This is a genomic window from Pseudarthrobacter polychromogenes (assembly GCF_014644495.1).
GTDB lineage: Bacteria > Actinomycetota > Actinomycetes > Actinomycetales > Micrococcaceae > Arthrobacter > Arthrobacter polychromogenes.
Genome location: NZ_BMKU01000016.1, coordinates 17,202 through 41,482, shown reverse-complemented (window position 1 = coordinate 41,482; position 24,281 = coordinate 17,202). Strand labels below are relative to the sequence as shown.

Annotated in this window: 32 protein-coding genes; 16 read left to right on the top strand and 16 right to left on the bottom strand. The window is 66.8% G+C overall.

All coding sequences use genetic code 11. The features are described from left to right. Nucleotides 1-56 precede the first annotated feature (56 nt). Nucleotides 57-1,409: a Na+/H+ antiporter NhaA gene (gene nhaA / locus IEX43_RS18575; RefSeq protein WP_188813426.1), complete on the top strand. Its 1,353-nt coding sequence runs from the start codon at nt 57-59 to the stop codon at nt 1,407-1,409. Between the two features lie 103 nt (nt 1,410-1,512). On the opposite strand, the gene IEX43_RS18570 is transcribed toward nhaA, so the two are convergent. Together IEX43_RS18570 and IEX43_RS18565 are read right to left on the bottom strand one after the other, a co-directional pair. Next, on the bottom strand, nt 1,513-1,776 hold the full coding sequence (locus tag IEX43_RS18570) for a GlsB/YeaQ/YmgE family stress response membrane protein (RefSeq protein WP_188813424.1): 264 nt from the start codon (nt 1,774-1,776) through the stop codon (nt 1,513-1,515). Between the two features lie 146 nt (nt 1,777-1,922). Continuing rightward, nucleotides 1,923-2,147: a hypothetical protein gene (locus IEX43_RS18565; RefSeq protein WP_188726999.1), complete on the bottom strand. Its 225-nt coding sequence runs from the start codon at nt 2,145-2,147 to the stop codon at nt 1,923-1,925. 339 nt (nt 2,148-2,486) lie between these two features. On the opposite strand from IEX43_RS18565, the gene IEX43_RS18560 reads away from it, so the two are divergent. The 10 genes from IEX43_RS18560 (at nt 2,487) to IEX43_RS18515 (ending at nt 10,967) form a co-directional block, all read left to right on the top strand. Beyond that, nucleotides 2,487-3,848 (top strand): hemolysin family protein, encoded by a 1,362-nt coding sequence (locus IEX43_RS18560; protein ID WP_188813422.1) that lies wholly within the window; start codon nt 2,487-2,489, stop codon nt 3,846-3,848. After that, nucleotides 3,841-4,881: a hemolysin family protein gene (locus IEX43_RS18555; RefSeq protein WP_188813420.1), complete on the top strand. Its 1,041-nt coding sequence runs from the start codon at nt 3,841-3,843 to the stop codon at nt 4,879-4,881. Before IEX43_RS18560 ends, IEX43_RS18555 begins: the two co-directional genes overlap by 8 nt. A gap of 192 nt (nt 4,882-5,073) precedes the next feature. Further along, nucleotides 5,074-6,354, top strand: a complete 1,281-nt coding sequence (locus IEX43_RS18550; protein WP_188813418.1) for an MFS transporter — start codon at nt 5,074-5,076, stop codon at nt 6,352-6,354. Continuing rightward, on the top strand, nt 6,317-6,691 hold the full coding sequence (locus tag IEX43_RS18545; protein WP_229666534.1) for an ArsR/SmtB family transcription factor: 375 nt from the start codon (nt 6,317-6,319) through the stop codon (nt 6,689-6,691). The genes IEX43_RS18550 and IEX43_RS18545 overlap by 38 nt, the downstream gene beginning before the upstream one ends. A 128-nt stretch (nt 6,692-6,819) precedes the next feature. Beyond that, complete coding sequence (locus IEX43_RS18540; RefSeq protein ID WP_066278512.1) at nt 6,820-6,996, top strand: CsbD family protein; 177 nt, start codon at nt 6,820-6,822, stop codon at nt 6,994-6,996. A gap of 189 nt (nt 6,997-7,185) precedes the next feature. Next, nucleotides 7,186-8,385, top strand: coding sequence for an AI-2E family transporter (locus tag IEX43_RS18535; protein ID WP_188813414.1), 1,200 nt, complete (start codon nt 7,186-7,188; stop codon nt 8,383-8,385). Then, nucleotides 8,386-9,717, top strand: a complete 1,332-nt coding sequence (locus IEX43_RS18530) for a DUF2254 domain-containing protein (RefSeq protein WP_188813412.1) — start codon at nt 8,386-8,388, stop codon at nt 9,715-9,717. It abuts the gene before it with no gap. Between the two features lie 57 nt (nt 9,718-9,774). Continuing rightward, nucleotides 9,775-10,251 carry a hypothetical protein gene (locus IEX43_RS18525; RefSeq protein ID WP_188813410.1) on the top strand — a complete coding sequence of 159 codons (477 nt, stop codon included), beginning with the start codon at nt 9,775-9,777 and terminating at the stop codon, nt 10,249-10,251. Between the two features lie 59 nt (nt 10,252-10,310). Next, nucleotides 10,311-10,718: a four-helix bundle copper-binding protein gene (locus IEX43_RS18520; protein ID WP_188813408.1), complete on the top strand. Its 408-nt coding sequence runs from the start codon at nt 10,311-10,313 to the stop codon at nt 10,716-10,718. Nucleotides 10,719-10,733: 15 nt separating this feature from the next. Next, nucleotides 10,734-10,967: a hypothetical protein gene (locus IEX43_RS18515; RefSeq protein WP_188813406.1), complete on the top strand. Its 234-nt coding sequence runs from the start codon at nt 10,734-10,736 to the stop codon at nt 10,965-10,967. 97 nt (nt 10,968-11,064) lie between these two features. On the opposite strand, the gene IEX43_RS18510 is transcribed toward IEX43_RS18515, so the two are convergent. Further along, the gene (locus IEX43_RS18510) at nt 11,065-11,445 is read right to left on the bottom strand and encodes a MerR family transcriptional regulator (RefSeq protein WP_188813405.1); all 381 of its coding nucleotides are present in this window, start codon (nt 11,443-11,445) and stop codon (nt 11,065-11,067) included. 178 nt (nt 11,446-11,623) lie between these two features. Between IEX43_RS18510 and IEX43_RS18505 the strand changes: the two genes are divergently transcribed. After that, nucleotides 11,624-13,147, top strand: coding sequence for a SulP family inorganic anion transporter (locus IEX43_RS18505; RefSeq protein ID WP_188813403.1), 1,524 nt, complete (start codon nt 11,624-11,626; stop codon nt 13,145-13,147). 66 nt (nt 13,148-13,213) lie between these two features. After that, nucleotides 13,214-13,792 carry a DUF3267 domain-containing protein gene (locus IEX43_RS18500; RefSeq protein ID WP_188813401.1) on the top strand — a complete coding sequence of 193 codons (579 nt, stop codon included), beginning with the start codon at nt 13,214-13,216 and terminating at the stop codon, nt 13,790-13,792. Nucleotides 13,793-13,841: 49 nt separating this feature from the next. On the opposite strand, the gene IEX43_RS18495 is transcribed toward IEX43_RS18500, so the two are convergent. The 3 genes from IEX43_RS18495 to IEX43_RS18485 form a co-directional block, all read right to left on the bottom strand. Continuing rightward, the gene (locus tag IEX43_RS18495; protein ID WP_188727027.1) at nt 13,842-14,534 is read right to left on the bottom strand and encodes a potassium channel family protein; all 693 of its coding nucleotides are present in this window, start codon (nt 14,532-14,534) and stop codon (nt 13,842-13,844) included. Continuing rightward, nucleotides 14,527-15,993, bottom strand: coding sequence for a TrkH family potassium uptake protein (locus IEX43_RS18490; protein WP_188813399.1), 1,467 nt, complete (start codon nt 15,991-15,993; stop codon nt 14,527-14,529). The genes IEX43_RS18495 and IEX43_RS18490 overlap by 8 nt, the downstream gene beginning before the upstream one ends. 423 nt (nt 15,994-16,416) lie before the next feature. Further along, nucleotides 16,417-16,569: a hypothetical protein gene (locus tag IEX43_RS18485; protein ID WP_188813397.1), complete on the bottom strand. Its 153-nt coding sequence runs from the start codon at nt 16,567-16,569 to the stop codon at nt 16,417-16,419. Nucleotides 16,570-16,758: 189 nt separating this feature from the next. Between IEX43_RS18485 and IEX43_RS18480 the strand changes: the two genes are divergently transcribed. Both IEX43_RS18480 and IEX43_RS18475 read left to right on the top strand, forming a co-directional pair. Further along, nucleotides 16,759-17,124 carry a cupin domain-containing protein gene (locus IEX43_RS18480; RefSeq protein ID WP_104184564.1) on the top strand — a complete coding sequence of 122 codons (366 nt, stop codon included), beginning with the start codon at nt 16,759-16,761 and terminating at the stop codon, nt 17,122-17,124. Between the two features lie 12 nt (nt 17,125-17,136). Beyond that, nucleotides 17,137-18,165 (top strand): alpha/beta fold hydrolase, encoded by a 1,029-nt coding sequence (locus IEX43_RS18475; protein WP_229666533.1) that lies wholly within the window; start codon nt 17,137-17,139, stop codon nt 18,163-18,165. Nucleotides 18,166-18,220: 55 nt separating this feature from the next. Here the strand turns inward: IEX43_RS18475 and IEX43_RS18470 are convergent, their stop codons facing one another. The 10 genes from IEX43_RS18470 to IEX43_RS18425 form a co-directional block, all read right to left on the bottom strand. After that, a complete protein-coding gene (locus IEX43_RS18470) occupies nt 18,221-18,829 on the bottom strand; it encodes a flavodoxin family protein (RefSeq protein ID WP_174178043.1) in 609 nt (202 codons plus the stop codon). A 100-nt stretch (nt 18,830-18,929) separates the two neighbouring features. Next, entirely contained in the window at nt 18,930-19,271 is a 342-nt protein-coding gene (locus tag IEX43_RS18465; protein ID WP_188813395.1) for a hypothetical protein, read from the bottom strand. Further along, nucleotides 19,268-19,897: an anti-sigma factor family protein gene (locus IEX43_RS18460; RefSeq protein WP_188813393.1), complete on the bottom strand. Its 630-nt coding sequence runs from the start codon at nt 19,895-19,897 to the stop codon at nt 19,268-19,270. Before IEX43_RS18460 ends, IEX43_RS18465 begins: the two co-directional genes overlap by 4 nt. After that, nucleotides 19,894-20,487 (bottom strand): RNA polymerase sigma factor, encoded by a 594-nt coding sequence (locus IEX43_RS18455; protein ID WP_377102406.1) that lies wholly within the window; start codon nt 20,485-20,487, stop codon nt 19,894-19,896. Before IEX43_RS18455 ends, IEX43_RS18460 begins: the two co-directional genes overlap by 4 nt. A gap of 124 nt (nt 20,488-20,611) precedes the next feature. Next, the gene (locus tag IEX43_RS18450) at nt 20,612-20,809 is read right to left on the bottom strand and encodes a CsbD family protein (protein WP_188813389.1); all 198 of its coding nucleotides are present in this window, start codon (nt 20,807-20,809) and stop codon (nt 20,612-20,614) included. A 120-nt stretch (nt 20,810-20,929) separates the two neighbouring features. Beyond that, nucleotides 20,930-21,535: a hypothetical protein gene (locus IEX43_RS18445; RefSeq protein ID WP_188813387.1), complete on the bottom strand. Its 606-nt coding sequence runs from the start codon at nt 21,533-21,535 to the stop codon at nt 20,930-20,932. Further along, nucleotides 21,532-22,113 (bottom strand): hypothetical protein, encoded by a 582-nt coding sequence (locus tag IEX43_RS18440; RefSeq protein ID WP_188813385.1) that lies wholly within the window; start codon nt 22,111-22,113, stop codon nt 21,532-21,534. Before IEX43_RS18440 ends, IEX43_RS18445 begins: the two co-directional genes overlap by 4 nt. Then, nucleotides 22,110-22,505 (bottom strand): hypothetical protein, encoded by a 396-nt coding sequence (locus tag IEX43_RS18435; protein ID WP_188813383.1) that lies wholly within the window; start codon nt 22,503-22,505, stop codon nt 22,110-22,112. Before IEX43_RS18435 ends, IEX43_RS18440 begins: the two co-directional genes overlap by 4 nt. Beyond that, on the bottom strand, nt 22,502-22,693 hold the full coding sequence (locus IEX43_RS18430; RefSeq protein WP_188813382.1) for a DUF2273 domain-containing protein: 192 nt from the start codon (nt 22,691-22,693) through the stop codon (nt 22,502-22,504). The genes IEX43_RS18435 and IEX43_RS18430 overlap by 4 nt, the downstream gene beginning before the upstream one ends. Continuing rightward, nucleotides 22,690-23,166 (bottom strand): Asp23/Gls24 family envelope stress response protein, encoded by a 477-nt coding sequence (locus IEX43_RS18425; protein ID WP_188813380.1) that lies wholly within the window; start codon nt 23,164-23,166, stop codon nt 22,690-22,692. The genes IEX43_RS18430 and IEX43_RS18425 overlap by 4 nt, the downstream gene beginning before the upstream one ends. Nucleotides 23,167-23,946: 780 nt before the next feature. Here IEX43_RS18425 and IEX43_RS18420 point away from each other — a divergent pair. After that, on the top strand, nt 23,947-24,093 hold the full coding sequence (locus IEX43_RS18420) for a hypothetical protein (protein ID WP_188813378.1): 147 nt from the start codon (nt 23,947-23,949) through the stop codon (nt 24,091-24,093). Nucleotides 24,094-24,281: the final 188 nt, after the last annotated feature.

Sequence of the window (24,281 nt, the reverse complement as noted above, 5' to 3'; positions counted from 1 at the left end):
TGCGCCGGGAAGTCTGGTCGGCATAGTCTTGTAGACCCCAAATGCCAGGAGACTCAATGAACCAGACCACGCCCTCAACACCCCCGCCCGGGCAGGGGAAATCCACCGTTCTTTCCAGGGGCAGTTACGCCGAGGCGCTCCGCATCGGGGAGATTCTCCGCAAGGAGACAGTCGGCGGCGCCCTGCTGGTGGCCGCCGCGGTCATCGCCCTCATCTGGGCCAACTCGCCGGCGTCGGACAGCTACTTTGCCCTCCGGGACTTCAAGTTCGGTTACGAGCCCTGGCACCTTGAGCTCAGCCTCGGTGCGTGGGCGGCGGACGGGCTGCTGGCCATCTTCTTCTTCCTGGTGGGCCTGGAACTCAAGCGCGAGTTCGTGGCAGGGGACCTGCGCCAGATCAGCAAATCGATCGTGCCCGTTGCAGCCGCCGTGGGCGGCGTGGTGGTACCGGCCCTGATTTACGTTGTCATCAACCTCACCAGCCCCGAGACCCTGCGCGGTTGGGCCATCCCCACGGCCACGGACATCGCGTTCGCGGTGGCGGTCCTGGCCATCATCGGCTCCCACCTTCCCAGCGCCCTGCGGATCTTCCTGCTGACCCTGGCCGTGGTGGATGACCTGATTGCGATCAGCATCATCGCGTTCTTCTACACAAGCGACCTGGACGTCACGCCGCTGCTCCTTTCCCTCATCCCACTGGCCCTCTACGCCTTCCTGGCGCACAAATACCGCCACTTCTTCGGGATGAAAGCCTCCGCAGCCTGGGTCATCCTGCTGCCGCTTGGCGTGATCACCTGGGCCCTTGTCCACGCGTCCGGCATCCACGCCACCGTGGCCGGCGTGCTGCTGGGCTTCGCCGTCCCCGTCCTGCGCTCCCAGGCCGCGGGCGGTCCGGACGCCGGGCCCGGCCTGGCGGAAATCTTCGAACACCGCTTCCGGCCCATCTCTGCGGGCGTGGCGGTTCCCATCTTCGCGTTCTTCTCCGCCGGCGTGGCCGTTGGCGGCTGGGAGGGGCTGGGTTCGGCCCTTGCGGACCCGGTTGCGCTGGGCATCATCGTGGGCCTGGTGGTGGGCAAGCCGATCGGCATCCTGGGTGTCACCTGGCTGCTGACCAAGGTCACCCGGGCGGAGCTGGACAAGTCCTTCAAGTGGATCGACGTCTTTGGCGTGGCCCTCCTGGCCGGCATCGGGTTCACGGTGTCACTGCTGGTGGCCGAGCTCAGCTTCGGGCAGGGGAGCCTGCACGATGACCACGCCAAGGTGGGCATCCTGGCCGCGTCAGTGCTCGCGGCGCTGCTGGCCGCGGCGGTACTGACTACAAGGAACCGGCAGTACCGCGCAGAGGAAGAGCGGGAGAAAGTGGACGCGGACCAGGACGGCATCCCGGACGTGTACCAGGACCGGACCTGACACCACCTCCACCAACAGCAACGCGGGGCCCGCTCCGCACCCTCCCGAATCATCGGATGGGTGCGGAGCGGCCCCGCGTTTGGTTGAGCCGCAGACAGCGCGCCTAGCGGCGCACTGAGTTCCTGCGTCCCACAACAGCCTCGGCTGTTCCCACCAGCAGCACCGCGGCGATGACAGCCACGATGAAGCCCACGAAGTTCAGCTCGAAGATATCGCCGGTGCCCAGCAATGATGCGACCACTCCGCCGATGACCGAGCCAACGAGGCCCAGCAGGAGGGTGGCCAGCAGGCCCAGGTTCTGCTTGCCCGGCTTGATCAGGCGGGCAAGTGCCCCAATGATCAGGCCGGCAACGATGAATCCAATCACGGTGTGCTCCTTAGTGGTGGTTGCGGGCGGATGGCGCCCGTACTGCCGCAGCGGTGCCGCAATGGATTCATTTTATGTACACCTCCGGCCGCTTCTGCCGTGCGCGGCGGCGGCACTGAGGGCGATGGTCCCCGTGCTGGCGGGAATCAGGCCGGGGCCAGCGGCTTGGCCTGTTCCTCCACGTGCCGGATTTCCAGCGCCTCCGGGTCCAGCAGCTTCCGCGTGCCGGTCCGCGCGTCCAGGATCCAGAACAGTTCCAGGGCCGGGACGACGTCCATCACCCGCCCCCGGTGGAAAAGTTTGCCGTTGTGCCATGCTTCGATCTGGTCGCCGACCCTGAGCTGGCCGGTGAGAACTCCCTGTGCCTCCATGATGCGCCTCCTGCTGTTGTGTCCCCGTAAGAGACAGCATGCCGTGGCCAGGTTGCTGAAATGTTTCAATGCGGTGTTTTTTCTGTGACTATGCGGGAGGTTTGCGGAGCGGCCCCGAGGAACTGCTGAACTGCGGAATTGCACTCGTGCTGGCTTGCCTGTGCCGACGCGGAACGGCCGCAGGACTCTTTTGCGTCTCTGCTGTGGGCGTACAGGCCCGGTCCGGCGGGGACCGTGCCGGTAAGATGGAATGCATTATGGATGACCCTCCTTCACATATGCCCAAGCCCCTCCGCCTTCTGACCGGTTCGCCGGCCACCACGGGAGAGGGGCGCCTGAATGTATGAATGGATCATGCTCGGTATTGGCCTCGTCCTGACGGTCGGTACCGGTTTTTTTGTTGCTTCCGAGTTCGCGCTGGTCAATCTGGACCGCAATGACCTCGAAGCCCGCCAGGCCCGCGGGGAAAAGCGCCTCAAGCCCACCATCAAGGCGCTGAAGATCACCTCGACCCACCTCTCAAGTGCGCAGCTGGGCATCACCCTGACAACGCTGCTCACGGGTTACACGTTCGAACCGGCGATCAGCTCGATGCTGCGCGGCCCGCTGCTCTCGACCGGGCTTCCAGAGGCTGTTGTGCCTGGCATCGGCGCTGTCGTGGGCATTTTTATCGCCACTGTCTTTTCCATGGTGATCGGCGAGCTGGTCCCCAAGAACTTCGCCCTGGCGCTGCCCCTGGCCACGGCCAAGTTCGTGGTCCCGTTCCAGGCTCTCTTCACTGCCGTGTTCAAGCCCGTGATCCTGCTGTTCAACAACACTGCCAACAAGATCATCCGGTCCTTCGGCATTGAGCCGAAGGAAGAACTCTCCGGCGCCCGCAGCGCCGAGGAACTCAGCTCGCTGGTCCGCCGGTCAGCCCTTGAGGGCCTCCTGGACGCTGACCATGCGGTTCTGCTGCACCGGACCCTCCGGTTCTCGGAGCACTCCGCCGCGGACGTCATGACTCCCCGCGTGCGCATGACGGCAGTCAACGCCGATGACACGGCCGAAGACATCGTGGCGCTTGCCACCACCACCGGCTACTCCCGCTTCCCCGTCATTGGGGAGGACCGTGACGACGTGCAGGGCGTGCTCCACGTGAAGCAGGCCTTCGCCGTGGACCTGGCCGACCGCTCACGCGTACTGGCCTCGGAACTCATGATTGAGCCGTTGCGTGTGCCCGAGTCCATGGGCGTGGATACCCTCCTGGTCCTGCTGCGGAAGCAGGGCCTGCAGGTGGCCATCGTCTCCGATGAGCACGGCGGCACCGCCGGCATCGTGACGCTGGAGGACCTGGTGGAGGAGATCGTCGGCGAGCTCGAAGACGAACATGACCGTGCCCGCACCGGCGTGGTCCGGACAGGGCGGTCCATCACCTTTGACGCGTCCCTGCGGCCCGACGAACTCCTGGACCGGACGGGCATCACCGTGCCCGACGGCGAGGAGTACGACACCCTGGCCGGCTTTGTCACGGATCAGCTGGACCGTATCCCTGAGTTGGGCGATGAAGTAGGGATCGACGGCGGCACGCTCCGGGTGGAGCGCGTCCTGGGTACGCATGTGGAGCGGATCCGCTTCACCCCTGACGCTTCGGAGGACGCACCCAAGAGTGCGCATGACCGCATTATCGATGGCCTGACGCAGGAGCTGACCCATGAGTGAATATCTTCCCGGCATCATCTGGCTGGTGGTGCTCCTGGTGGTCAACGCCTTCTTCGTCGGTGCGGAGTTCGCCGTCATTTCGGCCCGCCGCTCGCAGATTGAGCCGAAGGCTGAGGCCGGCAGCAAAGCTGCAAAAACCACGCTGTGGGCCATGGAGCATGCCACGCTGATGCTGGCTACCAGCCAGTTGGGCATCACGGTCTGTTCCCTGGTGATCCTGAATGTTTCCGAACCTGCCATCCACCACCTGCTGGAAATTCCGCTGGGCCTCACGTCCCTCTCCTACGAGGCGATCAGCATTATTGCCTTCATTACGGCGCTGCTGCTGGTCACCTTCCTGCACGTGGTGCTGGGGGAGATGGTCCCCAAGAACATCTCTTTCTCCGTTCCAACCCGGGCGGCCCTCATCCTGGCCCCGCCGCTGGTGATGGTCTCCCGCGTGGTCAGGCCGGTGATCTGGACGCTGAACGGAATCGCGAACTCCATCCTGCGCCTGTTCAAGGTGGAACCCAAGGACGAGGCCACCAGTGCCTACACCCTCGATGAGGTGGCTAACATCGTGGAGCAGTCCACCCGCGACGGCATGCTGACGGACACCACCGGAACCCTGAGCGCCGCGTTCGAGTTCACGGCCAAGACCGTGGCGGACGTTGAGGTGCCCATCTCCGAGATGGTGCTGCTGCCTGAGACCGCCACGCCGGCTGACATCCAGCGCGCGGTGGCCGGGCACGGGTTCTCCCGGTACATCCTCACCAATGGCGACGGCGAGCCCTCCGGGTACCTGCACCTCAAGGACGTCATGGACCTGACCACGCAGGAGAAGTTCACCCAGCGGGTGCCGGGCAAGCGGATCCGCCGCCTTGCCTCCGCCTACAGCGGCAGCGAGCTTGAGGACGCACTGGCCACGATGCGCCGCACCGGCGCGCACGTTGCGCGGGTGTTCGACGCGAAGGGCAACACCACCGGTGTCCTCTTCCTGGAGGACATCATCGAGGAACTGGTAGGCGAGGTCCAGGACGCCACCAGCGCCTGACACGCCGGCTGCAGCCAAGGCTCCACGGCCCCTGCACCACGGCCCCTGCACCACAGCCACGAAGGCGCCGCTCCGCCACGGAGCGGCGCCTTCCGCCGTTAACGGGCCCGGCCAGCGGCGCAGGACACAACGGCAGACCAGGCCTACAATGAGTGCATATACGTGCACATATGCACTCAAGGAGTGGGCTGGATGTTTTCGGTTCTGCGGAACGCAACGTATCGGAGCCTCTTTGCTGCCCAAATCGTGGCGCTGATCGGCACGGGCCTGCTGACGGTCGCGTTGGGGCTGCTGGCCTATGACCTGGCTGCGGGCAATGCTGGGGCGGTGCTCGGTACCGCGCTGACCATCAAGATGCTTGCGTACGTGGGCCTGGCGCCGGTGATCAATGCGCTGCTGGCCCGCTGGCCGAAAAAACCGGTCCTCATCGGGGCCGACCTGGTGCGCGGGGCAATGGCCCTGTCGCTGCCGTTCATCACCGAAACCTGGCAGATCTACGTGGTGATTTTCCTGCTGCAGTCAGCCTCCGCCACGTTCACCCCGGCGTTCCAGTCGCTGATCCCCGCCGTCCTTCCGGACGAACGGGACTACACGCGCGCGTTGTCCCTGTCCCGGCTGGCGTACGACATGGAGGCCCTGGCCAGCCCGGCCCTTGCCGCGCTGCTGCTCACTGTTGTCAGCTACAACAACTTGTTCCTGGGTACCGTGGCAGGGTTCCTGTTCTCCGCCCTCATGGTGGCCATGGCCGTCCTGCCGCGGGTCCCCGCCGGGGCGTCTCCGCAGGCCTCGCTCTGGCACAGGACCACGCTCGGCGCCAGGATCTTCTGGCGGAACCGGCGGCTCAGGTCGCTGCTGGCACTGAACCTGGTGGTCGCGGCCCCCACGGCCCTGGTGCTGGTGAACACGGTGGTCTATGTCCGCGATGTCCTGCAGCGGCCGGACACGGACCTTGCCCTGGCGCTGGCCTGCTTTGGGGTGGGGTCCATGATCGTTGCCCTGTCCGCCCCGTGGCTGCTTGAACGCCTGGGTGACCGGACGGTGATGCTCGCCGGGGCCGCCGTCGTTCCCTTCGTCATGGCCGGCGCCGTCGCCATCCCGTGGGCCACGCCCGGCAGCGGATGGTGGCTGCTGCTCACCCTCTGGTTCCTCCTGGGTGCGGCGAACTCCACCATCCTTACGCCGTCGGCGAGACTGCTGGGCGGAGCCTCCACCGAGGACACCCGGCCGTATGTTTTCACGGCGCAGTTCTCGCTCTCGCACGCCTGCTACATCCTGGCCTATCCGCTGGCGGGCTGGGTGGGAGCCATGGCCGGTTTGGGCTGGGCCGCGGCGGGGCTGACAATTGTTGCGATGATAGGCAGTGCAGGAGCATTCCTGTCCTGGCCCCGGCACGATGCCGCAGGGGCCATGGGCCGTGCAGGGGAGGAGCAGGACAGTGGCCAGCCAGCCCCGCACCGAAGCCGCGCCCGCTGATGTCCCGTCCCTGGTCCACCAGGTAACCCCGGGGCCGGAACTGCTGGAGGCAGCCTCCGCCACCCTCCGGATGCTGGCCGAGCCCACGCGCCTGCACCTGCTCTGGCAGCTGGCGCAGGGCCCCAAGACCGTGACCGAGCTGACGGCCGCCGTCGGAGTTCCGCGGACGGTGGCAAGCCAGCACCTGGCCAAACTCCGCCTCAGCGGATTGGTGGACACGCGCAAGGACGGCCGCCACGTGATCTATTCGTTGCGCGACGGGCACCTGGTGCGCCTGATCCGCGAAACCATCAACCATGCGGACCACCGCGTCACCGGCGAACCCACCCACGGCTGACGCGTCGAAAGGGCGCGTGCCGCAGCTCACCGGGCAAAATGATCAGCACCCTTAGTGATTTGTGGTTACGATGGGTAGGTAAGCCGCTGGCAGCACGCCGGCGGGAGCCGACCGTAGGGAGAAACACCATGGGTTTGGACGACAAGATTGGTAACGCAGCCGAGAAGCTTGGCGGCAAGGGTAAAGAGGCTGCCGGCGAAGCGACCGGCGACGATCGTTTGAAGGCCGAAGGCCAGGGCGACCAGGCCAAGGGCGACCTGAAGCAGGCCGGCGAAAAGGTCAAGGACGCTTTCAAGAAGGACTGACCTTCCGGTCCATCAGCACGGGGTGCGGTTCCATTGGAGCCGCACCTTTTGTCCTTAACCGAAGGTCCGGGCAGGGGCGGTCCGTTATTTCAGCCAGGAGAGTTCGTGAGAAGTTTAGGTAGCCTGCGCGGCGTCGCCGATGCCACTTTTTCGCAGCTCCAGCGCTTGCTGATCCAGGGAGACAACTGAATGCAGACTCAAAACCGGGTAAACCCGTGGCAGGACGGTCTTGGCCGCGTGAGTATCAGGGCAGGCCAGATTCTGGTGCTTCTGGCACTTTCGGCCATCCTGGTCTACGGGCTCATCCAGGTGCGGCTGGTGGTCATCCCCCTGCTGCTGGCACTGATCCTGGCGGCTGCCATCGCACCGCTGGTGAACTGGCTCAGAAGGAAAGGCTGGCCCAGCGCGGCCGCCACCGGCTTCTCCTTCCTCTTGCTCCTGCTGGCCCTGGGTGGACTGGTCACGGCCATTGTTTTCGCCGTGATCGGCCAGGCGGGGGAACTGGGACGCAGCGCGACGGAGGGATTCGACCAGGTCTACGGCTTCGTCCGGAACGGCCCGATTCCCATCGATGACCAACAGATCCAGCAGGCACGTGACGCCGTGCTGGACTTCGTCACCAGCAGTACGGCGGGCGCCGGTGTTGTCACCGGCCTCAGCGCGGCAGGGACGTTCATCACCGGTGCCCTGCTCATGGCCGTGATCCTTTTCTTCTTCCTCAAGGACGGAGAACGCATCTGGGCGTTCGTCCTGCGCGCTTTCAAGGGCACACGGCTGGTCAAAGCGAGGCGCGTGGGGCAGGACAGCCTCGCGGTGCTTGGCGGGTATGTCCGGGGAACGGCCATCGTGGCCGTCGTCGATGCCGTCTTCATCGGGTTGGCCCTGGTAATCCTCGGAGTTCCGCTCGCCCTGCCGCTGGCCGCCATCGTGTTCATCGGCGCCTTCATCCCGCTGGTGGGAGCCACCCTCGCCGGCGTGCTGGCTGCCCTCGTGGCGCTGGTGGCCAACGGGCCTGTCACGGCCCTGATCGTGATCCTTGTCGTCATTGTTGTCAACCAGCTTGAAGGCAACTTCCTGCAGCCGGTGGTCATGGGGCGCACTCTCAGCGTGCACGCACTCGTCATCCTGCTGGCACTCACAGCCGGCACCATCCTGGCGGGCATTATCGGCGCCATCCTCTCCGTTCCCCTGGCGGCCGTTATCTGGGCCGCGATCAAAGCATGGAACGAAAAATCTGACGATGAAATCACGGCGGAGGATGTTTCCAGAGCCGAGCAGGACACCGCCCGGGATTCCCACGGCCAGCTGTCCGCCGCCGCGGCAACGGACCAGTCCTCGCGGGAACCGGCGGCATCCCGCAGCGGCGCGGGCCAGGGAACCGAGGAATAGGTGAACACCACGACCCGCAGCGCACACTGGCTCGATGCCCTGCGGACCCAGCTCTGGCCGCTTCCGGCATTGGCTGTTGCCTTGGCCGTCGTCCTGGGCATAGCGCTGCCTGCGCTGGATTCGGGCGTTGACGGCGAGCTGCCGGACAGCGTCACGGTTTTCCTTTTCAGCGGCGGGCCGGAGGCTGCCCGGGCTGTCCTGCAGGCCATTTCGGGTTCGCTCATCACGGTGACCTCGCTGACGTTCTCGCTCACCGTGGTAACCCTGCAGCTGGCCAGCAGCCAGTTCTCGCCCAGGCTGCTGCGGACCTTCACCTCGGACCGGTTTGTCCACGGAACGCTGGCGCTCTTCCTGGCCGCCTTCGCCTTCTCCCTGACAGTCCTGCGCAGTGTGCGGGAAGAGGGCAACGGCAATACCGCCTTCGTACCTGAAATCTCCGTCACGGTGGCCTACGCGCTCGCCATGGCCAGCGTCGTCGGGCTGGTGCTCTTCCTGGCGCACCTCACGCGGGAAATCCGGGTGGAAACCATGATGCGCCGAGTCAACGTGGAAACCCAGGAAACCATGGACCGCGTCTTTCCCCAGGACCGGCCCGCACCCCCGCCACAGCCCTTTCCGGCGTCGGGCAGCTTCCCCATCCGCGCCAGTTCCTCCGGCTTCCTGACCTCATACGTCCAGGGCGAACTCCTGCAGGCTGCGAAAGATGCCGGTGCCGTTCTCCGCATTGACCGGGAACCGGGCAGCTCACTGGTGCAGGGCGTCCCGTTTGCCACCGCCTGGCCCGTGGCGCCGGGAACAACGTTCACCGCAGAAGTCCGGGAGAAGCTCACCAAGGACACCAACGCCGCCGTGGCAACCGGGTATGAACGCACCAACGTCCAGGACGTCGGATTCGGGTTCCGGCAGCTCGTGGATGTTGCCGCCCGGGCGCTCTCCCCGGGCATCAACGATCCCACCACGGCAGTGCACGTCATCGGGCACCTCTCGGCGCTCCTGTGCAGGCTGGCGGAGCGTAACCCCGGACCGGAGCACCTTGTCGACGACGACGGGCGGGTCAGGGTGGTGCTGTCCCATCCCGGAATGCAGGACTTCCTCAGCCTGGCCATGGACCAGCCCCGGCAGTACGGCGCGTCGGACCCTGCCGTCGCTGCCCGCCTCCTGCGGCTCCTCCACGAGCTTGCGTGGTGCGACCGGACGGGCCAGTACCGGGCGGAGCTCATGGACCACCTGGGCCGGATGCGCAACGCCATCGGGTCCGCACACTATTCGAGCCCGGAACGGAACAACCTGATGGACCTGGCTGATTCCATCGCAAAAGTAATACTCATGTGATCTGCGGAACAGGAATACGAAGCTAGGCTGAGTAAAAGCCCTCTACAGGAAGTGGTGATGGCCACACTGGGTTCGTCTGCGCTTGGACTGCTTCGCCGCCTTGTTGCGCTGCGGAGCGTTTTCGTATGGCTGCTCCTGGTCCTGCTGATTGCCGGTGCTGCCTCCTACACGTCCGGCAGCCGGTACGCCCTGGTTCCCGGGCACAGCCCGGTGCAGTCAGCGGGCGGACAAACCGCTGGCGAAGAGCCGCTTCAGGCAATAGCCGAAGCCGGCCCGGCAGAGCCTTCAGCCTCAGCGTCGCAGTACGGCCGGGCGATCCACGAGGCCGGCCCCTCCGAGCCTGCGGGACTCGAGAAAGAGGGCGAGCGGAGTAAGGCGCCCCGCGGCGAACCGGTCCCGGTGCGGACCGGAGCCGTGGATCCGCCGTCGCTAATCCAGCGGCTGCCCGGTGGCAGCCTCCATTCCAGTGACGTGCCGCCGGAGCCGGAACTGCCGGCGCTCACGGTGGTGGATCTTTCCATCAGCAGGACGTAGGAACGGTTCGCCGTTCCACTACACCTCTACCTGCTGTATTGACCTGGAAAGAGATACCAATGACACCTGTACAGTCCATGCTGGACGCCTACCCCAAGGATGTGGCGGGCATCGACAAAGCCAAGCTCGTGGAATGCATCCAGGCGTGTTTCGACTGCGCGCAAACATGCACCGCGTGCGCCGACGCCTGCCTGAACGAGGACATGGTGGCCGAGCTCACCAAGTGCATCCGCACCAACCTCGACTGCGTCGACATCTGTGCCGCCACCGGAAAGATCCTCTCCCGCCACGGCAATTACGACGTCGGGATCACCCGGGCAGTGCTGGAAGCATGCCGCATCGCCTGCCGTGCCTGCGCGGAGGAGTGCGGCCAGCACGCGTCCATGCACCGCCACTGCGAGGTGTGCGCTGAGGCTTGCCGCCGCTGCGAGCAGGCCTGCACCGACCTCCTCGCCTCACTGGACTAGGCGGGGGTGGCGGCCATGACACATTCACAGATTCCGCTGGCGGTTCGACGCGCCGGCAACCGGGGCGGAGCCCGTGCCGGGCGGGCGGAGGACCCGCAGCTGCGGCGGATGCTGGCCACGCACGTCCACTGCGGCGAGCCCATGCAGTTGGTAGCAGCGCCGAGCGAAGGGCTGGCAGCAAAGAACGACGGCGGCCTGCTCACCTACCGGTGCGCGTGCGGGTTCAGCTTCGACCACTGGGAGGGCTGACCGGGCCCTGTCCAACGGCAGGGTTTTTCCTTGGCGCTTATTGGGGGCGCCGAGGGCAGCCCGGCCGCGGCGGTTCGGTGCTGCAGAGTGTCGATTGTCAGCCGCGGCCGCTGAGCCGTTCGATGAGTTGATCGGCCTGGGCCAGGTTGCGGGCCATCTTGGCGCGCTCAGCCACGGCCTTCTCCAGGTACGCGGCGAGTTTGGCCTTCGCGTTACCGGCGGCCCCTGCTTCCTGCGAGGAGAAGAGCTCGAGGATGTCGGCCATCTCCTCCAGCGAGAACCCCAGGGGCTTCATCTGCTTGATCACCATGAGGCGCTCGACGTCGTCTTCTGAATACACCCGGAAGCCGCCCTCGGTGCGGGCCGTGGCTGGAAGCAGCCCCACGTCGTCGTAATGGCGGATGGTGCGCAGGGACAAACCTGTCCGTTCCGCCAATTCGCCAATGTGCATGGTGGAAGTACCGGTTCGTGCTGTCATTTCTTGGGCCTCCGTAATGTCCGCGTTCAACTCTACCATCACGTTAGGGTAGAGTTGTTTCCGGTTGGTGAGCCGCCTGAGCGCGCTCCCGGTATCCCGGCGCGAGGCTGCGCCCCTTCAATCTTCGAAAGAGCGAGGGCGCCCATGTGCGTCCTCCTGACCATGAACGGAGCCAGCAATGGCCGTCAAAACCGCCGGGGAAGCCCCCGCCTACACTCCGGAACAGCTTCAGTCTGTCCGGGAAACCCTCAAATCTCCCAGAAGGCTCAAGATCGAGGTCCTCGCGGGCCTGGTTGTTGCCCTGGCCCTGATCCCGGAAGCGATCGCCTTCTCGATCATCGCCGGCGTGGATCCGCGCCTGGGCCTGTTCGCCTCCTTCACCATGGCCGTCACCATCGCCTTCGTGGGCGGACGCCCGGCCATGATCTCCGCCGCCACTGGCGCTATCGCCCTGGTGATCGCCCCGCTGGTGAAGTCCCACGGCGTGGACTACTTCATCGCCGCCGTCATCCTGGCCGGAATCTTCCAGATCATCCTGGGCCTGTCCGGGGTAACCAAGCTGATGCGCTTCATCCCGCGCTCTGTGATGGTGGGCTTCGTCAACGCCCTGGCCATCCTGATCTTCATGTCCCAGGTCCCCGAACTGCTGGGCGTTCCCTGGCTGGTGTACCCGCTGGTGGCCCTGGCCCTGGTGATTGTATTTGGCCTGCCCAAGCTCACCAACGTCGTCCCGGCCCCGCTGGTCGCGATCGTGGTCCTCACCCTCATTACCGTCCTGGCTGCCGTCGCCGTCCCTACGGTCGGTGACAAGGGCGACCTGCCCGAATCGCTTCCGACTCTGTTCATCCCGAATGTTCCGTTCAGCCTGGAGACTCTGCAGGTGATTTTCCCGTCCGCGCTGGCCATGGCGTTCGTCGGGCTCCTCGAGTCCCTGATGACCGCCAAGCTGGTCGATGACGTCACGGACACCCGCTCCCACAAAACCCGGGAGGCCTGGGGCCAGGGCGTTGCCAACATCATCACCGGCTTCACCGGCGGCATGGGCGGCTGCGCCATGATCGGCCAGACCATGATCAACGTCAAAGCCTCCGGCGCCCGCACCCGGATCTCCACCTTCCTCGCCGGCGTGTTCCTGCTGATCCTGGTGGTGGTGCTCGGCGGCGTCGTTTCCGTCATTCCCATGGCCGCCCTGGTTGCTGTGATGATCTTCGTTTCCTGGGCCACGTTCGACTGGCACAGCATCCACCCGCGCACGCTGAAGATGATGCCCAAGAGCGAAACCCTGGTCATGGTGGCCACCGTCGTGGTCACCGTTGCCACGCACAACCTGGCCATCGGCGTCGGCGTCGGTGTCCTCGTTGCCATGGTGATGTTCGCCCGCCGGGTGGCCCATTTCGTGACGGTGGAACGGACGGTTACAGGCGTGGAGGGCCACGAAACTGCCACCTACACGGTGAACGGCGAGCTGTTCTTCGCCTCGTCCAACGATCTCTACACCCAATTCGAGTACGCGCTGGACCCGCAGTTTGTGGTGATCGACATGCACGCCTCGCACCTCTGGGACGCCTCAACCATCGCAGCCCTGGACGCAACTACCGAGAAGTACCGGCACCACGGCAAGGACGTGAAGATCATCGGCCTGAACGATGCCAGCACCACCATGCGCGAGCGCCTCGGCGGGAAGCTCGGCGCCGGGCACTAGTCCGGAGCCGGCTGCTCCGGCAGTATGGGACGAACGGCTACGGTGCACAGGGGGAATGGAGACGGCATGCACGGTCAAATCCCGTCGGACACAGTGGAACTCCCGCCGGATTACCGGCCGCACCGGACCGTCAACCTCAAGAAGGACGGAAAGTTCCCGGCGGCAGTGCAGGGAATCTTCGTGCTGGTGGCGCTCCTGGCAGTTTCCGCTGCATTGCTTCTTGGCTTGCCGCTCGGGTCAGGCTTGAGTCCGGCGGTCACAGTTCCGGTGACCCTGCTCGCCTGCCTGGCGTACATGGCCGCGCACGAGGCGACCCACGGCGTCGTCCTGCAATTGCTGACCAGGGTCCGGCCCACCTATGCGGTGCGCTTCCCCTTCCTGACAACGGGGAACCGTGCCTACCTCACCCGGCGGACTGCCGTGGTGGTGGCACTCGCGCCCTGCATTGTCTGGGGAGGTGTCCTCCTTGCCGCACTGTTGACGGTCCCGGCTGATTACCGGATCACCATGTATGTCCTCCTGGCATTGAACTTTGCCGGCTCGGCCGGGGATTACGTTGAGGTCTACGTGGTTTCCCGGCAACAGCCTGATGCGCTGGTGCAGGACGATGGAGACAACATCAACGTATTCGTGCCGGGGAACTAGCGGCGTTACTGATGAGCGCCGCATACCTCCGTGGTGCGTCAGGGCCGGCCTAGGGGCGGCTGCTGAACCGCTCCGCCAGGTTCTTGGTGCCCTGGACGATGATCTGGTCGTCGTCGTACAGCACGGTCTGGGCGGTGGTGTGCTGCCAGGTTCCGCCCGGCCGTTTGACCGCCACGATGGTGATCCCGTACTTGTCCCGGAGGCCCAGCACGCCCAGGGGCCGGTCCCGGGCATCCGCCGGCGGCTGGGTGCGGACCATCACGAAGTCGTCCTCGAATTCCACGTAGTCCAGGATGGACCCGCGGACCAGGTGCGCCACCCGCCGGCCCATGTCGTGCTCGGGCCGGATGACGTGCTGCACGCCAAGTTGTTCCAGGATTTCCGCGTGCGGCTCGCTGATGGCCTTGGCCCAGATCTGCGGGTGCTTGAAGGTGAGCAGCCGGGAGGTGGTGAGGATGCTCGCCTCCAGGTCCGAGCCGATGCCCACCACGGCCCGGTCGAACTCGTGGACGGAGAGCTGCCGCAGGACTTCTTCCTTCGTGGAGTCGGCACGGACCACATGGGCCAGCCGCCCGTTGTAGGACTGCACGATGTCCTCGTTGTTGTCGATCCCCAGCACCTCGGTACCCTGGGCCTCCAGTTCCAGGGCCAGGGAGCCGCCGAAGCGCCCCAGGCCAATAACGGCCACGGAATCGGGGTGCGCGGCGCGCTCGCCCCTGCGGGTGAAGATGTCCTTAGCCAATGAGGGGCCTTTCCTTCGGGTTTTCGTACAGTATGGGGCGCTTCCTGAGGGCCAGCGCGGTGCCGAGCGTGACGGGGCCAAGCCGGCCAATGAACATGAGCAGGATCAGCACCACCTGCCCGGCGGGAGGCATTCCGGCCGTAATGCCGGTGGACAGCCCCACGGTGGCAAAGGCGGACACCACCTCGAACAGGATCCGTTCCTGGCCGAAGTCGGTGATCATCATCAGGAACATGGTGGACGCCGTCACCAGGGCGATGGCCAGGAGCACCACGGTGATGGCCTGGCGGTGAACGGCCCGGGAAAGGCGCTTGTTAAAGATGTTCACCGCGGTGTCGCCCCGGAGTTCCGTGGCCAGGATGAAGAAGAGCACGGCGAAGGTGGTGATTTTCAGGCCGCCTGCGGTGCCGGCCGGGCCGCCGCCGATGAACATCAGGATGTCCATGCCCAGCCAGGAAACGGGGTGCATCTGGCCGATGTCAACGCTGTTGAAGCCGGCGGTGCGGGTGATCACGGACTGGAAGAATCCGCCCAGGATGCGGTCCTCGGGCGGCAGTCCGCCCAGGGTGGCGGTGTTGGTCCATTCCGCGGCCGTGAGGAACACGGTCCCGCCAACCAGGAGCACGGCGCTGCCGGCCAGGACGATTTTGGTGTGCATGCTCCAGTAGACGGGACGGCGGTACTGGCGGCGGAGCTCGAACAGCACGGGAAAGCCCAGGCTGCCGATGATCACCGCACCCGCGATGGGCAGGCACACCCACGGGTCGCCCACAAACCCCATCAGGCTGTCCGAGTACAGCGCAAAACCTGCGTTGTTGAAGGCGGACACGGAGTGGAACACCCCGTGCCATAGGGCCTCGCCGGGCGTGTAGCCGTAACCCAGGAGGAAGCGGAGCATCAGGAGCACCGCCAGGATGGTCTCCACAATGACGGTGATCAGCAGGACGCCGATCAGGACGCGGCGCACGTCGCCGAAGCCGGTGCTCTTGGTCTCCGTGGCGGCCAGCATCCGGGACCGCAGGCCCAGTCGGCGGGCAGTCAGCACGCCCAGGAGCGCGCCGAAGGACATCACGCCGAACCCGCCGATCTGGATCAGCACCAGGATGACCGCATGCCCGAAGCCTGTCCAGAACACCGGGGTGTCCACCGTGATCAGCCCGGTGACGCATACGGCGGACGTCGCGGTGAACAGGGCTTCCAGCAGTGACGCCGGCTGTGGTCCCGTGGCGGCTGCCGGCAGCATCAGGAGCACAGTCCCTGCCGCGATGGCAAGGACGAATCCCAGGGCGATCAGCTGCGCCGGGTGCCGTGGAACCAGCTTGTGGGCCAGCCGTCGGAGGGTGGACACCTGCTTGCCCTGGAGTTCCGCCAGGGACCGGCTGTACCCGGCCAGCACGGCCCTGGGTTTTTTCCTTCGGCGCTGAGGGTGGGGGCTTCGCTGGTAAGCCTTCAGGTGCATAGGCGCCACGGTACCACCGCTGGATGCCGCCGCCCTCCAGATGCAACGGACCTCACACTTCGCCCAGATTGGTGCGGGCTGCGTGCGGTCCTGCCCAGTTGGTCAGGGGGCCATGCCCTCCCACGCCGGGACACGCCGTCGTGCGCGGCGCGCCGTCAGGGTGCCCCGGGAAGCAACCGGGCAGGAACGCACGACGGCGGCGCCTCACCCGGGCGGGCAGGGTCGGCGCGGGCTGCGTGCGGTCCTGCCCAGTTGGTCAGGGGACCATGCCCTCCCACGCCGGGACACGCCGTCGTGCGCGGCGCGCCGTCAGGGTGCCCCGGGAAGTAACCGGGCAGGAACGCACGACGGCGGCGCGTCACCCTGTGCGGGCACGGCAGGAACGCACGACGGCGTTGCCCACCCCGGGCGGGTATGGCAGGGTCAGGCCCTGGTGTTGCGCTTCAGCCAGCCCCAGACGGCGGTGGCCGCGAACAGCACCAGGCCGATCAGCGCCAGCCACAGCAGCCCCTCGATAACGAAGCCCAGGATGGACAGAACGAGCCAGATAATAAGCAGTGTGATGATGAGTCCCATCCCGGAAGCCTAGCCGTGATCGCCGGTGGCAGGACATATTGACACGGCCCACCCGCGGGCGCACGCTGATAGCGCTGGGTGCCAGTGGCTGGCGGCCGCGGCCCACCGCAGGCCCGCCAACCGAAACCCGGGGCTGTCTGGGCGCTCCGGATGCATAGTTTCCACACCCTTTCCTGTCAGGAGAAGGAAATGACCGTCAACGCCCTGGAAGCCAAATCATTCGACCAGCCCGATGAAAAGCGCCGCCCGCCCAAGACCCAGGTCGATGTGGTGACCCTCGGTGACACAACGCTCGGCAGGTTCACCTTCGAGCCGGGCTGGCGCTGGTCCGAGACCGTCAAGACCGTGGTCCACACGGACACGTGCCAGGTGAACCATGTGGGGATCTGCGCCGCGGGAACATTGACCGTGGAAATGGAGGACGGATCGCGGGCCACGGTCAGCCCCGGCCACGCGTACACCATCCCGGCCGGCCACGACGCGTGGGTTGAGGGCGATGAGGCGTTCGTTGGCTACGAGGTCATGAGCGCAGCCACCTTCGCCAAGCCTGCCTGATGCCGGGCGGCTGTGCGCATCCTGGGTAGAAGGGCTTCCGGGGCGCGGGACATCGCGGATGCCGCGCCCCGAAAGAAGCCGCGGCGCTGGTTGCGCCGGCTCGGCATCGCCGCGCTGGTGGCGCTGGGGCTGCTGCTGGTGTCGACGGCGGTCAACGCGGCCCTGGAGCGGGCGGAGAAGTCGAGCATTCCTGCCTACGGCGAACGGGTCCCGGTAAGCGGCGCTGCCCTTAACGTGTACCGGAACGTGGGAGCGGGGCAGCCGATTGTCCTTCTCAGCGGCCTGGGCACCCCGGCTCCGGGCCTTGACTTTGCCCCGCTGATCCGCGAGCTGGGCGGCTTAGACGTCCTGGTGGTGGAGGGCCTGGGATACGGCTACAGCGACATGGACGGGCCTCCGCGAAGCAACGAAAACATCAGTTCCGAACTGCACGAAGTCCTGGCCAAACTCCAGGTCAGGCAGCCGTATGTCCTGGCGGGGCACTCCATTGCCGGCTTCTACATGCTGGACTACGCCAACCGGTACCGGGCGGAAGTGTCCGCGGTGGTTGGCATCGATGCGACCATCCCGAAACCCGGGGAGGGGCAGGTTCCGGAACCGGAGCCGGGCTTCAGCGTGGAACGGGCCCTCGCGGTCACCGGGATCGTGCGCGCGGTGACCTTTGTGGCCCCTGGCTTGTTAGATCCGGACAGTGACGCCTACACCGACGATGAGCTGCACCGCATGCGCCTGATGATGAGCTGGAACTTCGGCAACCCGGCCGTGGCCGACGAGACAGCCCGGTTAGCCAACAACGCGGCAGCCTTGAGGGGCGTGACATACCCGAGTGACCTGCCGGTCCTTGCCTTCATAGCCGATGAAAGCGACGACTCGTCAGCCACCAAGACGGAGTCGGCCCGGAACCTGCTGGCGAACGTGGACCGCCACGAGATTGTGCCACTGCAGGGCCATCACTATCTGCACTGGACCCAGTCCCGGCGGATGGCGGAGGAGATCCGGGCGTTCCTGGGGAGCGGCGGCGGGCAGCCGCCTGCCAGCTAGGCCGGCGTAGCGAACCCAGGCGGGCACCCACCCCCGGCAGCCCGCCGTCGCCCCTTTACCCGGCGGGATACTGCGACGTGCGGAGGAACCGGGCCAGGTGCGCGGCGTTCCGGGCAGCGCCGGCGGTAGCGGAGGCGACCTTCTCGGGCACTGCCTTCAGGTCCTTGTAGTCCACGGTCTGCATGGCCTCGCCCACCCAGTACGTGGCGCCCTGGGCAGGGAGGGTGAAGCCGACGTCGTTCAGGCCCTGCTGCGTGTCCGCCACGGTCTTGTGGGCGCCGTCCTCGTTGCCCACCACGGCCACCACCGCAACCTTCCCGTACATGATGGGCCGGCCCTCGTTGTCCGTCTCCGCAAGGTCCGCATCGAGCCGTTCCATGACCCGCTGCGTGATGCTGCTGGGGTGCCCCATCCAGATGGGCGTGGCGATCACCAGGATGTCCGCCGCCAGGATCTTGTCCCGGATGCCCGGCCACGCGTCGCCGTCGCCCATGTCCACCTGGACGCCCGGCATCACGTTGTGGTCCACCACCCGCAGCGACGTCCCGCTCACGCCGTGGGTAGCCAGCTCGTCCAGCACGTGGCGGGCCATGAGCTCGCTGCTGGACGGCGCCGGGGAGGGGGTGAGGGAGCAAATCAGGGCAAGTGCGGTGAGGTCAGCCATTGTTCGTCCTTTGCTGTGGTTTGCTTTGGTCTGCAGTTGGTGCCACCGGTGGTTCGGGGCCGGCGGCCGGCTGGACTGCCCGGTGCGCTGCCCCAGGGTCTTATCCGTTTCCGGACGGGACCATCGTCACGATCACCACGTGAACCTGCACCGGCTGGGGAGCGAGGTGGCGGCGGATGGCGCCGGCGACGGACCGGGCAACGTCGGGCCCGTTGTCCGCTGCCACGCCAATGCGCGCCGTGACGCGCAGCCCGTCGTCGGAAGGTACGACGTCGATGTGCGGCACACGCTCCTTCGCCACCGCCGCCATCACCTGGCGGAGCGGACGCGCCGGGTAGGTGGCGCTGACGCCGTCGACGGCGAGGACTGCTTCCTGCAGCTGTGCCGCCAGTCCGGCGGGCACCTGCGTGCGTCCCGGCTGGGGGACCAGGGCTTCAGTCATGGCTTCTCCTGGGGAGGGGTCTGATCCATCAGTCCGGCGGCTGTTCCCGGGCCCGCAGGCTGGGGCTCCAGGACATCGGTGATGGTGATGTCGATCGAGGTGATGTTGAGTTCGGTCTGCACCGCCAGTTCGCGGGCGAGCTGCCGGCGCAGGCTGCTGGCGCGTTCCTCCAGCGGATGCCCGAAGACGATGGCCAGGTGGACCTCCACGGTGACCTCGGCTCCCGGCGTGGTGACGTCCCCGTGAAGGCGGCACCGCCCTGCCGTGGTGCCGGGGAGGGTGTCCGCGATGGAGCGGATGAGGGCCGAGACGGCCCCCTCGGTCTGCGACAGGGTGTCGTCGGGGTGGCCGCCGCGCAGGGGGATGCTCCTGCCCGGCCGGAGCTCCAGGGCCAGGTTGCCCAGGATCTTCTGCATCCAGCCGTCGGTGCCTTTGCCGGCCTCGGCAACATCGGCGTCGAGCAGTTCCTTGCCCAGGTCGGACAGCCGCCGCAGTGACGCCAGGCCGGCCTGGCACTCGGGGCAGCTGTCCAGGTGGGCCGGGTCCTGCAGTTCTCCTGTGTCCAGGTAGTTGCTGAGTTCCGCGAGGTCGTGCCCGCAGTCGAACGTGCCGTTCGGGGTGCTCATCGCCATTCCTCCATTGTGCTCGCCAGGGCAATCCGTGCGCGTGCCAGCCTGCCGCGGACACTGTCGGTGCTGATGTTCAGCGTCCGCGCAATGTCCTCATAGCTCTGGCCGTTGAACTCCTTGAGCACCCAACATCGGCGCTGCTCCTCCGGGAGCCGGGACAGGGCCGCTTTCAGCGCCTCAACCCGGGACCCGTCCAGCGCCGCCGCCTCAGGATCCGGCCACGAGCCCGCGCCGTCCGGCCTGCGGCTGTCCCTGTTGGTTTCGACGGCGTCCAGCCCGGCGTCGTAGCGGCGCCTGCGCAGGTGGTCAATGCTGCGGCTGCCCGTGATCCGCATCAGCCAGCCCTTGACGGCCGCCGGCTCCCGGAGCGAGTCCAGCTGGTTCCAGGCCTGGATCAGCGCGTCCTGGACAATGTCGTCCGCATCCGCGGTGGAGCCCGTCAGCCGCCGGGCACTGGCCCGCATGAGCGGACCGTGGCGCCGGGCGAGGGCCTCGAAAGCCGCTGTATCGCCGTCGGCTGCCCGGCCGGCCAGCAGTGCGTCCGGCACGAGGTCGAGTTGGTGCGGAGCCGCGGGTGATCCACTCACTTCTTCTGCTTTCATCGGGCGTCGTGAGACGGGGTGTTGGGGTGGGTGCTGCCGGGGACTGGCCTTGTGCAGGCCGGCTGGGGAGAGCCGGCGGATGCGGGCCGGCCTCCCCGGCGCGGGAGCATCAGTTCTTGATGAACCCGTCCTTGAGCTTCCGGGCGGCGTCCTTGACCTTCTCCCCTGCATCCCTGAGCTTGGCTTCGGCCTGGTCCTGCTGGCCGTCCCGCTCCCGGCGTTCGTTGCCGGTGAGCTTGCCCGTGGCCTCCTTGGCGGCGCCCACGTGGTTGGTCACTGCGTTGTTTGCCTTGTGGTCGATTCCCATGGTCATTTCCTTTCGTCCATCACCGCGGCTGCGGCGAGTTTTCGGTGAGAGCGGGGTGGAGCGAACGTCGTGGAGCACAGCAGGTGGTGCAGAAGACGTGTCCGGAACGGCCGGGAAGGGCTACTTCACCCTGCCCCGCCGTGCCGTGGCGGTCCGGGCGCCGCTGGTGATTCGGACCAGGACCGGGATCTGATCGCCCAACCAGGCATCAATTCCAGTCACCAGTTCCTCCGCCGTCCCGGCAAGATCGCCGGGGGAGGCGCCCTGGCGTGCCTGGAGCCGCAGCTGGAGCCCCGTTGCGCGGGGGAGTTCCCATGCGGAGACTGCCGTGGCAACCACCAGGTGGTTGTCCGCCGTGGCGTTCTTTACCGCCGCGGAGACCAGCCCGACGTCCACCACCGTGGTGCCGCGGCCGCCGTCGTCCTCCTGCGCAAGCCTCCTGGTCCGGCCGCCGCCCTGCGACGCGATCCATGCGACGCACAGCGCCGCGGCTAGAAGGAGGCCGCCCACCCAGGCAACAGCCCACCAGCTGCGGACGGGTCCCGGCAGCGGGGCGCTGCCCAGCAGGGCGGATGCCTGGCCCAGGAGCGTGGATGCGGTGGCAGCCCAGGCGTCCGCCACGGCGGGCAGGAACCCGGCCGCCGCCACCAGCGCACCCACGGCCACCAAGAGGAGCCCAAACACGATCAGTAGGGTCCGGTTGAGGGTGCGGTTGGTTCTCCTCATTGCCCCACCGCCCCACTGCTGGCCACGCGCACCGCTGGGGTGATGCGCGTGGCCAGTCCGTACCGCGCCAGTTCGCTGCTGGCAGCGGCGGTGAGGGCGCCGGCATCCAGGGCAAGGCCCGACGTCGGCCGCACCTGGACGCGGGCGGAGCGTCCGGCCACGGTGGTGGTCACCTGGCCCGGGGCGACTCCGGAGCTGAGCTGCACGGCGCGGGAGACGGCGGAGGCGATCACGTCGTCGTCCACCACCACGGCGCAGCGGTCACTGGCCAAGGCCCGGCGCGGCCGGCGCCCGGAGGCCATGCCCCCAACCATGAGGACCACTCCAAGCAGCGCGATCCCTCCGCCGGCGGCAGCCAGCCAGACCGGGATGGTGGCGGCAGGGAGGCCCGCCAGCCAGCGTCCTGTGTCCCCGGGGGAAGCCAGCAGCGCGGGAACGCCAACCATCATCAGGACTGCTTCCAGGGCCAGCCAGAGGCATAACGCCAGGAGGACCGTTGCGGCCAGGACCGAGGCTGCTGCCCGGGACGAATGGGTTTCGCGCCGCACCATGCGGCGGATGAGCCGTTCGTTGTTCATGCCGGCCTCCTTTCCTGGCGCGGACTCACTTGGTGGGGACCGCCGTCGACCCTGCTGGGACGGTGCGGCTGCCGGGCGCCGGTGAGCGTGATGTCCACCGTTCCCATCATTAACCCGCTGAGGTCGGCGCCCCGGCGCAGGATGGTGTCCCGCGCCGCCCGCGTCTGCTCGAACAGCGTGCCCGCTGCTGCCGGTGTGCCCGCGCCGGGGCTCGGCGGCAGCAGCGGCGGAAGGGGAAGCATCACCGAGATGGCGGCCCCCAATGTGCCACCGTCATCCCGGAGATCTGCCTCAACGTTCTTCCCTGGGACGCCGAAAGCATCAGCCGCAACCGTCTCCAGGGTGTGCCGGAGGGCCGCAGGCGAGATCCGGTTGTAGCCCCTCCGAGTCATAGGGAGGAGCGCTTGCCACGGAGGGCGTCCATGACTGCGCCGACGTCCAGCGTGCCCTGGGCGGCCCGGCCCAGCACTGCCCCGGTCCCCATGAACAGGGCGGTGAGCAGGAAGCCCCAGAATCCGAAGGCCAGGGCTGCCAGGGCCAGGACAGCCCCGGCGGCGGTGCCTGTTACTGCCGGGCTCACGCGACCCTCGGCTCCTGGTCGGCGTCTTCCTCGGCATCGTCGGAGGGGACGTGGATGTCGGTGATGGTGATGTTGACCTCGGTCACCTCCATGCCCACGAGGTCTTCGATTGCCGTGTACACGGCGTCCCGGGCGCGGTCCGCCACGTCCTGGAGGGGGTGCGGGTATTCGACCACCAGGGTGACGTCAACGGCCACCTGGGTCTGCCCCACTTCAACGCTGACGCCCTGGGTCAGGTCCTTCTGTCCCACTTTTTCCCGAAGCGTGCCCAGTGCACGGGCTGCTCCGCCGCCGAGGGCGTGGACGCCGTCGATCTCCTGGATGGCGATGCCGGCGATCTTTGCCACCACGCCGTCGTCAACGGTGGTGGCGCCGCGGCCGTCCTTGCCCTTGGGCTGGGCGGGTGCGGCAGCGCCGGCCTGCGACGGGGTCTTGGCAGCGACAGTTGCGGGGGTCTGCGTCTGGGTAGTCAAAGCGATCACTCCTCTTTGTTGAACCTGCGCTGTTGTGCGCCTGTGCAGATAAGACGCAGCCGGGCCGCCAAACCTCACGCAGAAAGGGGTGTGAGCTGAGCCACACTTCCGCGGGGTCTGGCCGGTGGCGAGCGGGCGCGGTGCCGCACTGGCGGACGACGGCGGTGGGCGGGTGTGGCGGCGGCGCTCGCCATGGGTGCCCCCGGCCCAACTAGGTAGCGCTAAGTGTCGTTTTGGGGCCCCATAACGACACTTAGCGCTACCTAGTTGGGAGTTCGGGGCTGGCTGAAGCCTTGCGCTTTGGGCGGGCACTGTGCGTAGGATCTATTTAGTAACCATGCTTACTATCTCGACATGCCGGGATCTGACGGTGCCCCCAGGGCCTGGATGATCCCGCAGCGGGACCATGGAACATCAACGAAAGGACCACCGTCATGAAAAGACTGTTCTTGTTCTTCCTGCCCACCATCATCAGCAAGGTGCAGAAAGCCCGTAAGGCAAAGCAGCTCCGCGCCGGCCAGCAGACGCAGCCTCCGCGCAACCGCTTCTAGCGGCATACCTGGCGCCTTCTTTCATCAGTGCGGCCCGCCCTCCGGCTCCGGAGGGTGGGCCGCACTGCTTTTCCGGCGTCGTGGTCCGCGCATTGCTGTCCCTTTCCGCGAAAAGACCAAGCCCTAAACATCAGGGAATGATCATCCGGGGGACACCTGCAGTCCACCTTGCGGCGCCATTCTGGAGACAGGACAAGGCAAGGCAAAGTGGAAGGAACGGGCAATGGATATGCCAACCACAGAGGCCGTGATCGCGGTCCTCGTCGCAATCTTCGTCGCGGTCCCGCCGCTGGCTATCTTCGCCTTCGCGGCCGCCCGCGCCACTCCAAGCCAGCTGGCAGAAATGCTCACGGCCCGGGACAGCCACTCAGCATGACAAACGGTGATGGCGTTGTTGTCGGATCCTGCCACGAACTGGTTTCGGGAGATGCCGTGGAAGCGTATTCCGGCGACGGGCTGGTCCATCGCGGGCCGGTGGTGGACGCCATCCCGGATTGCGGGTTGCTGTGGATTCTGGACACGTTGACTGGTTCCCGGCAGCTCATCGACATGTCAGAATTCGAC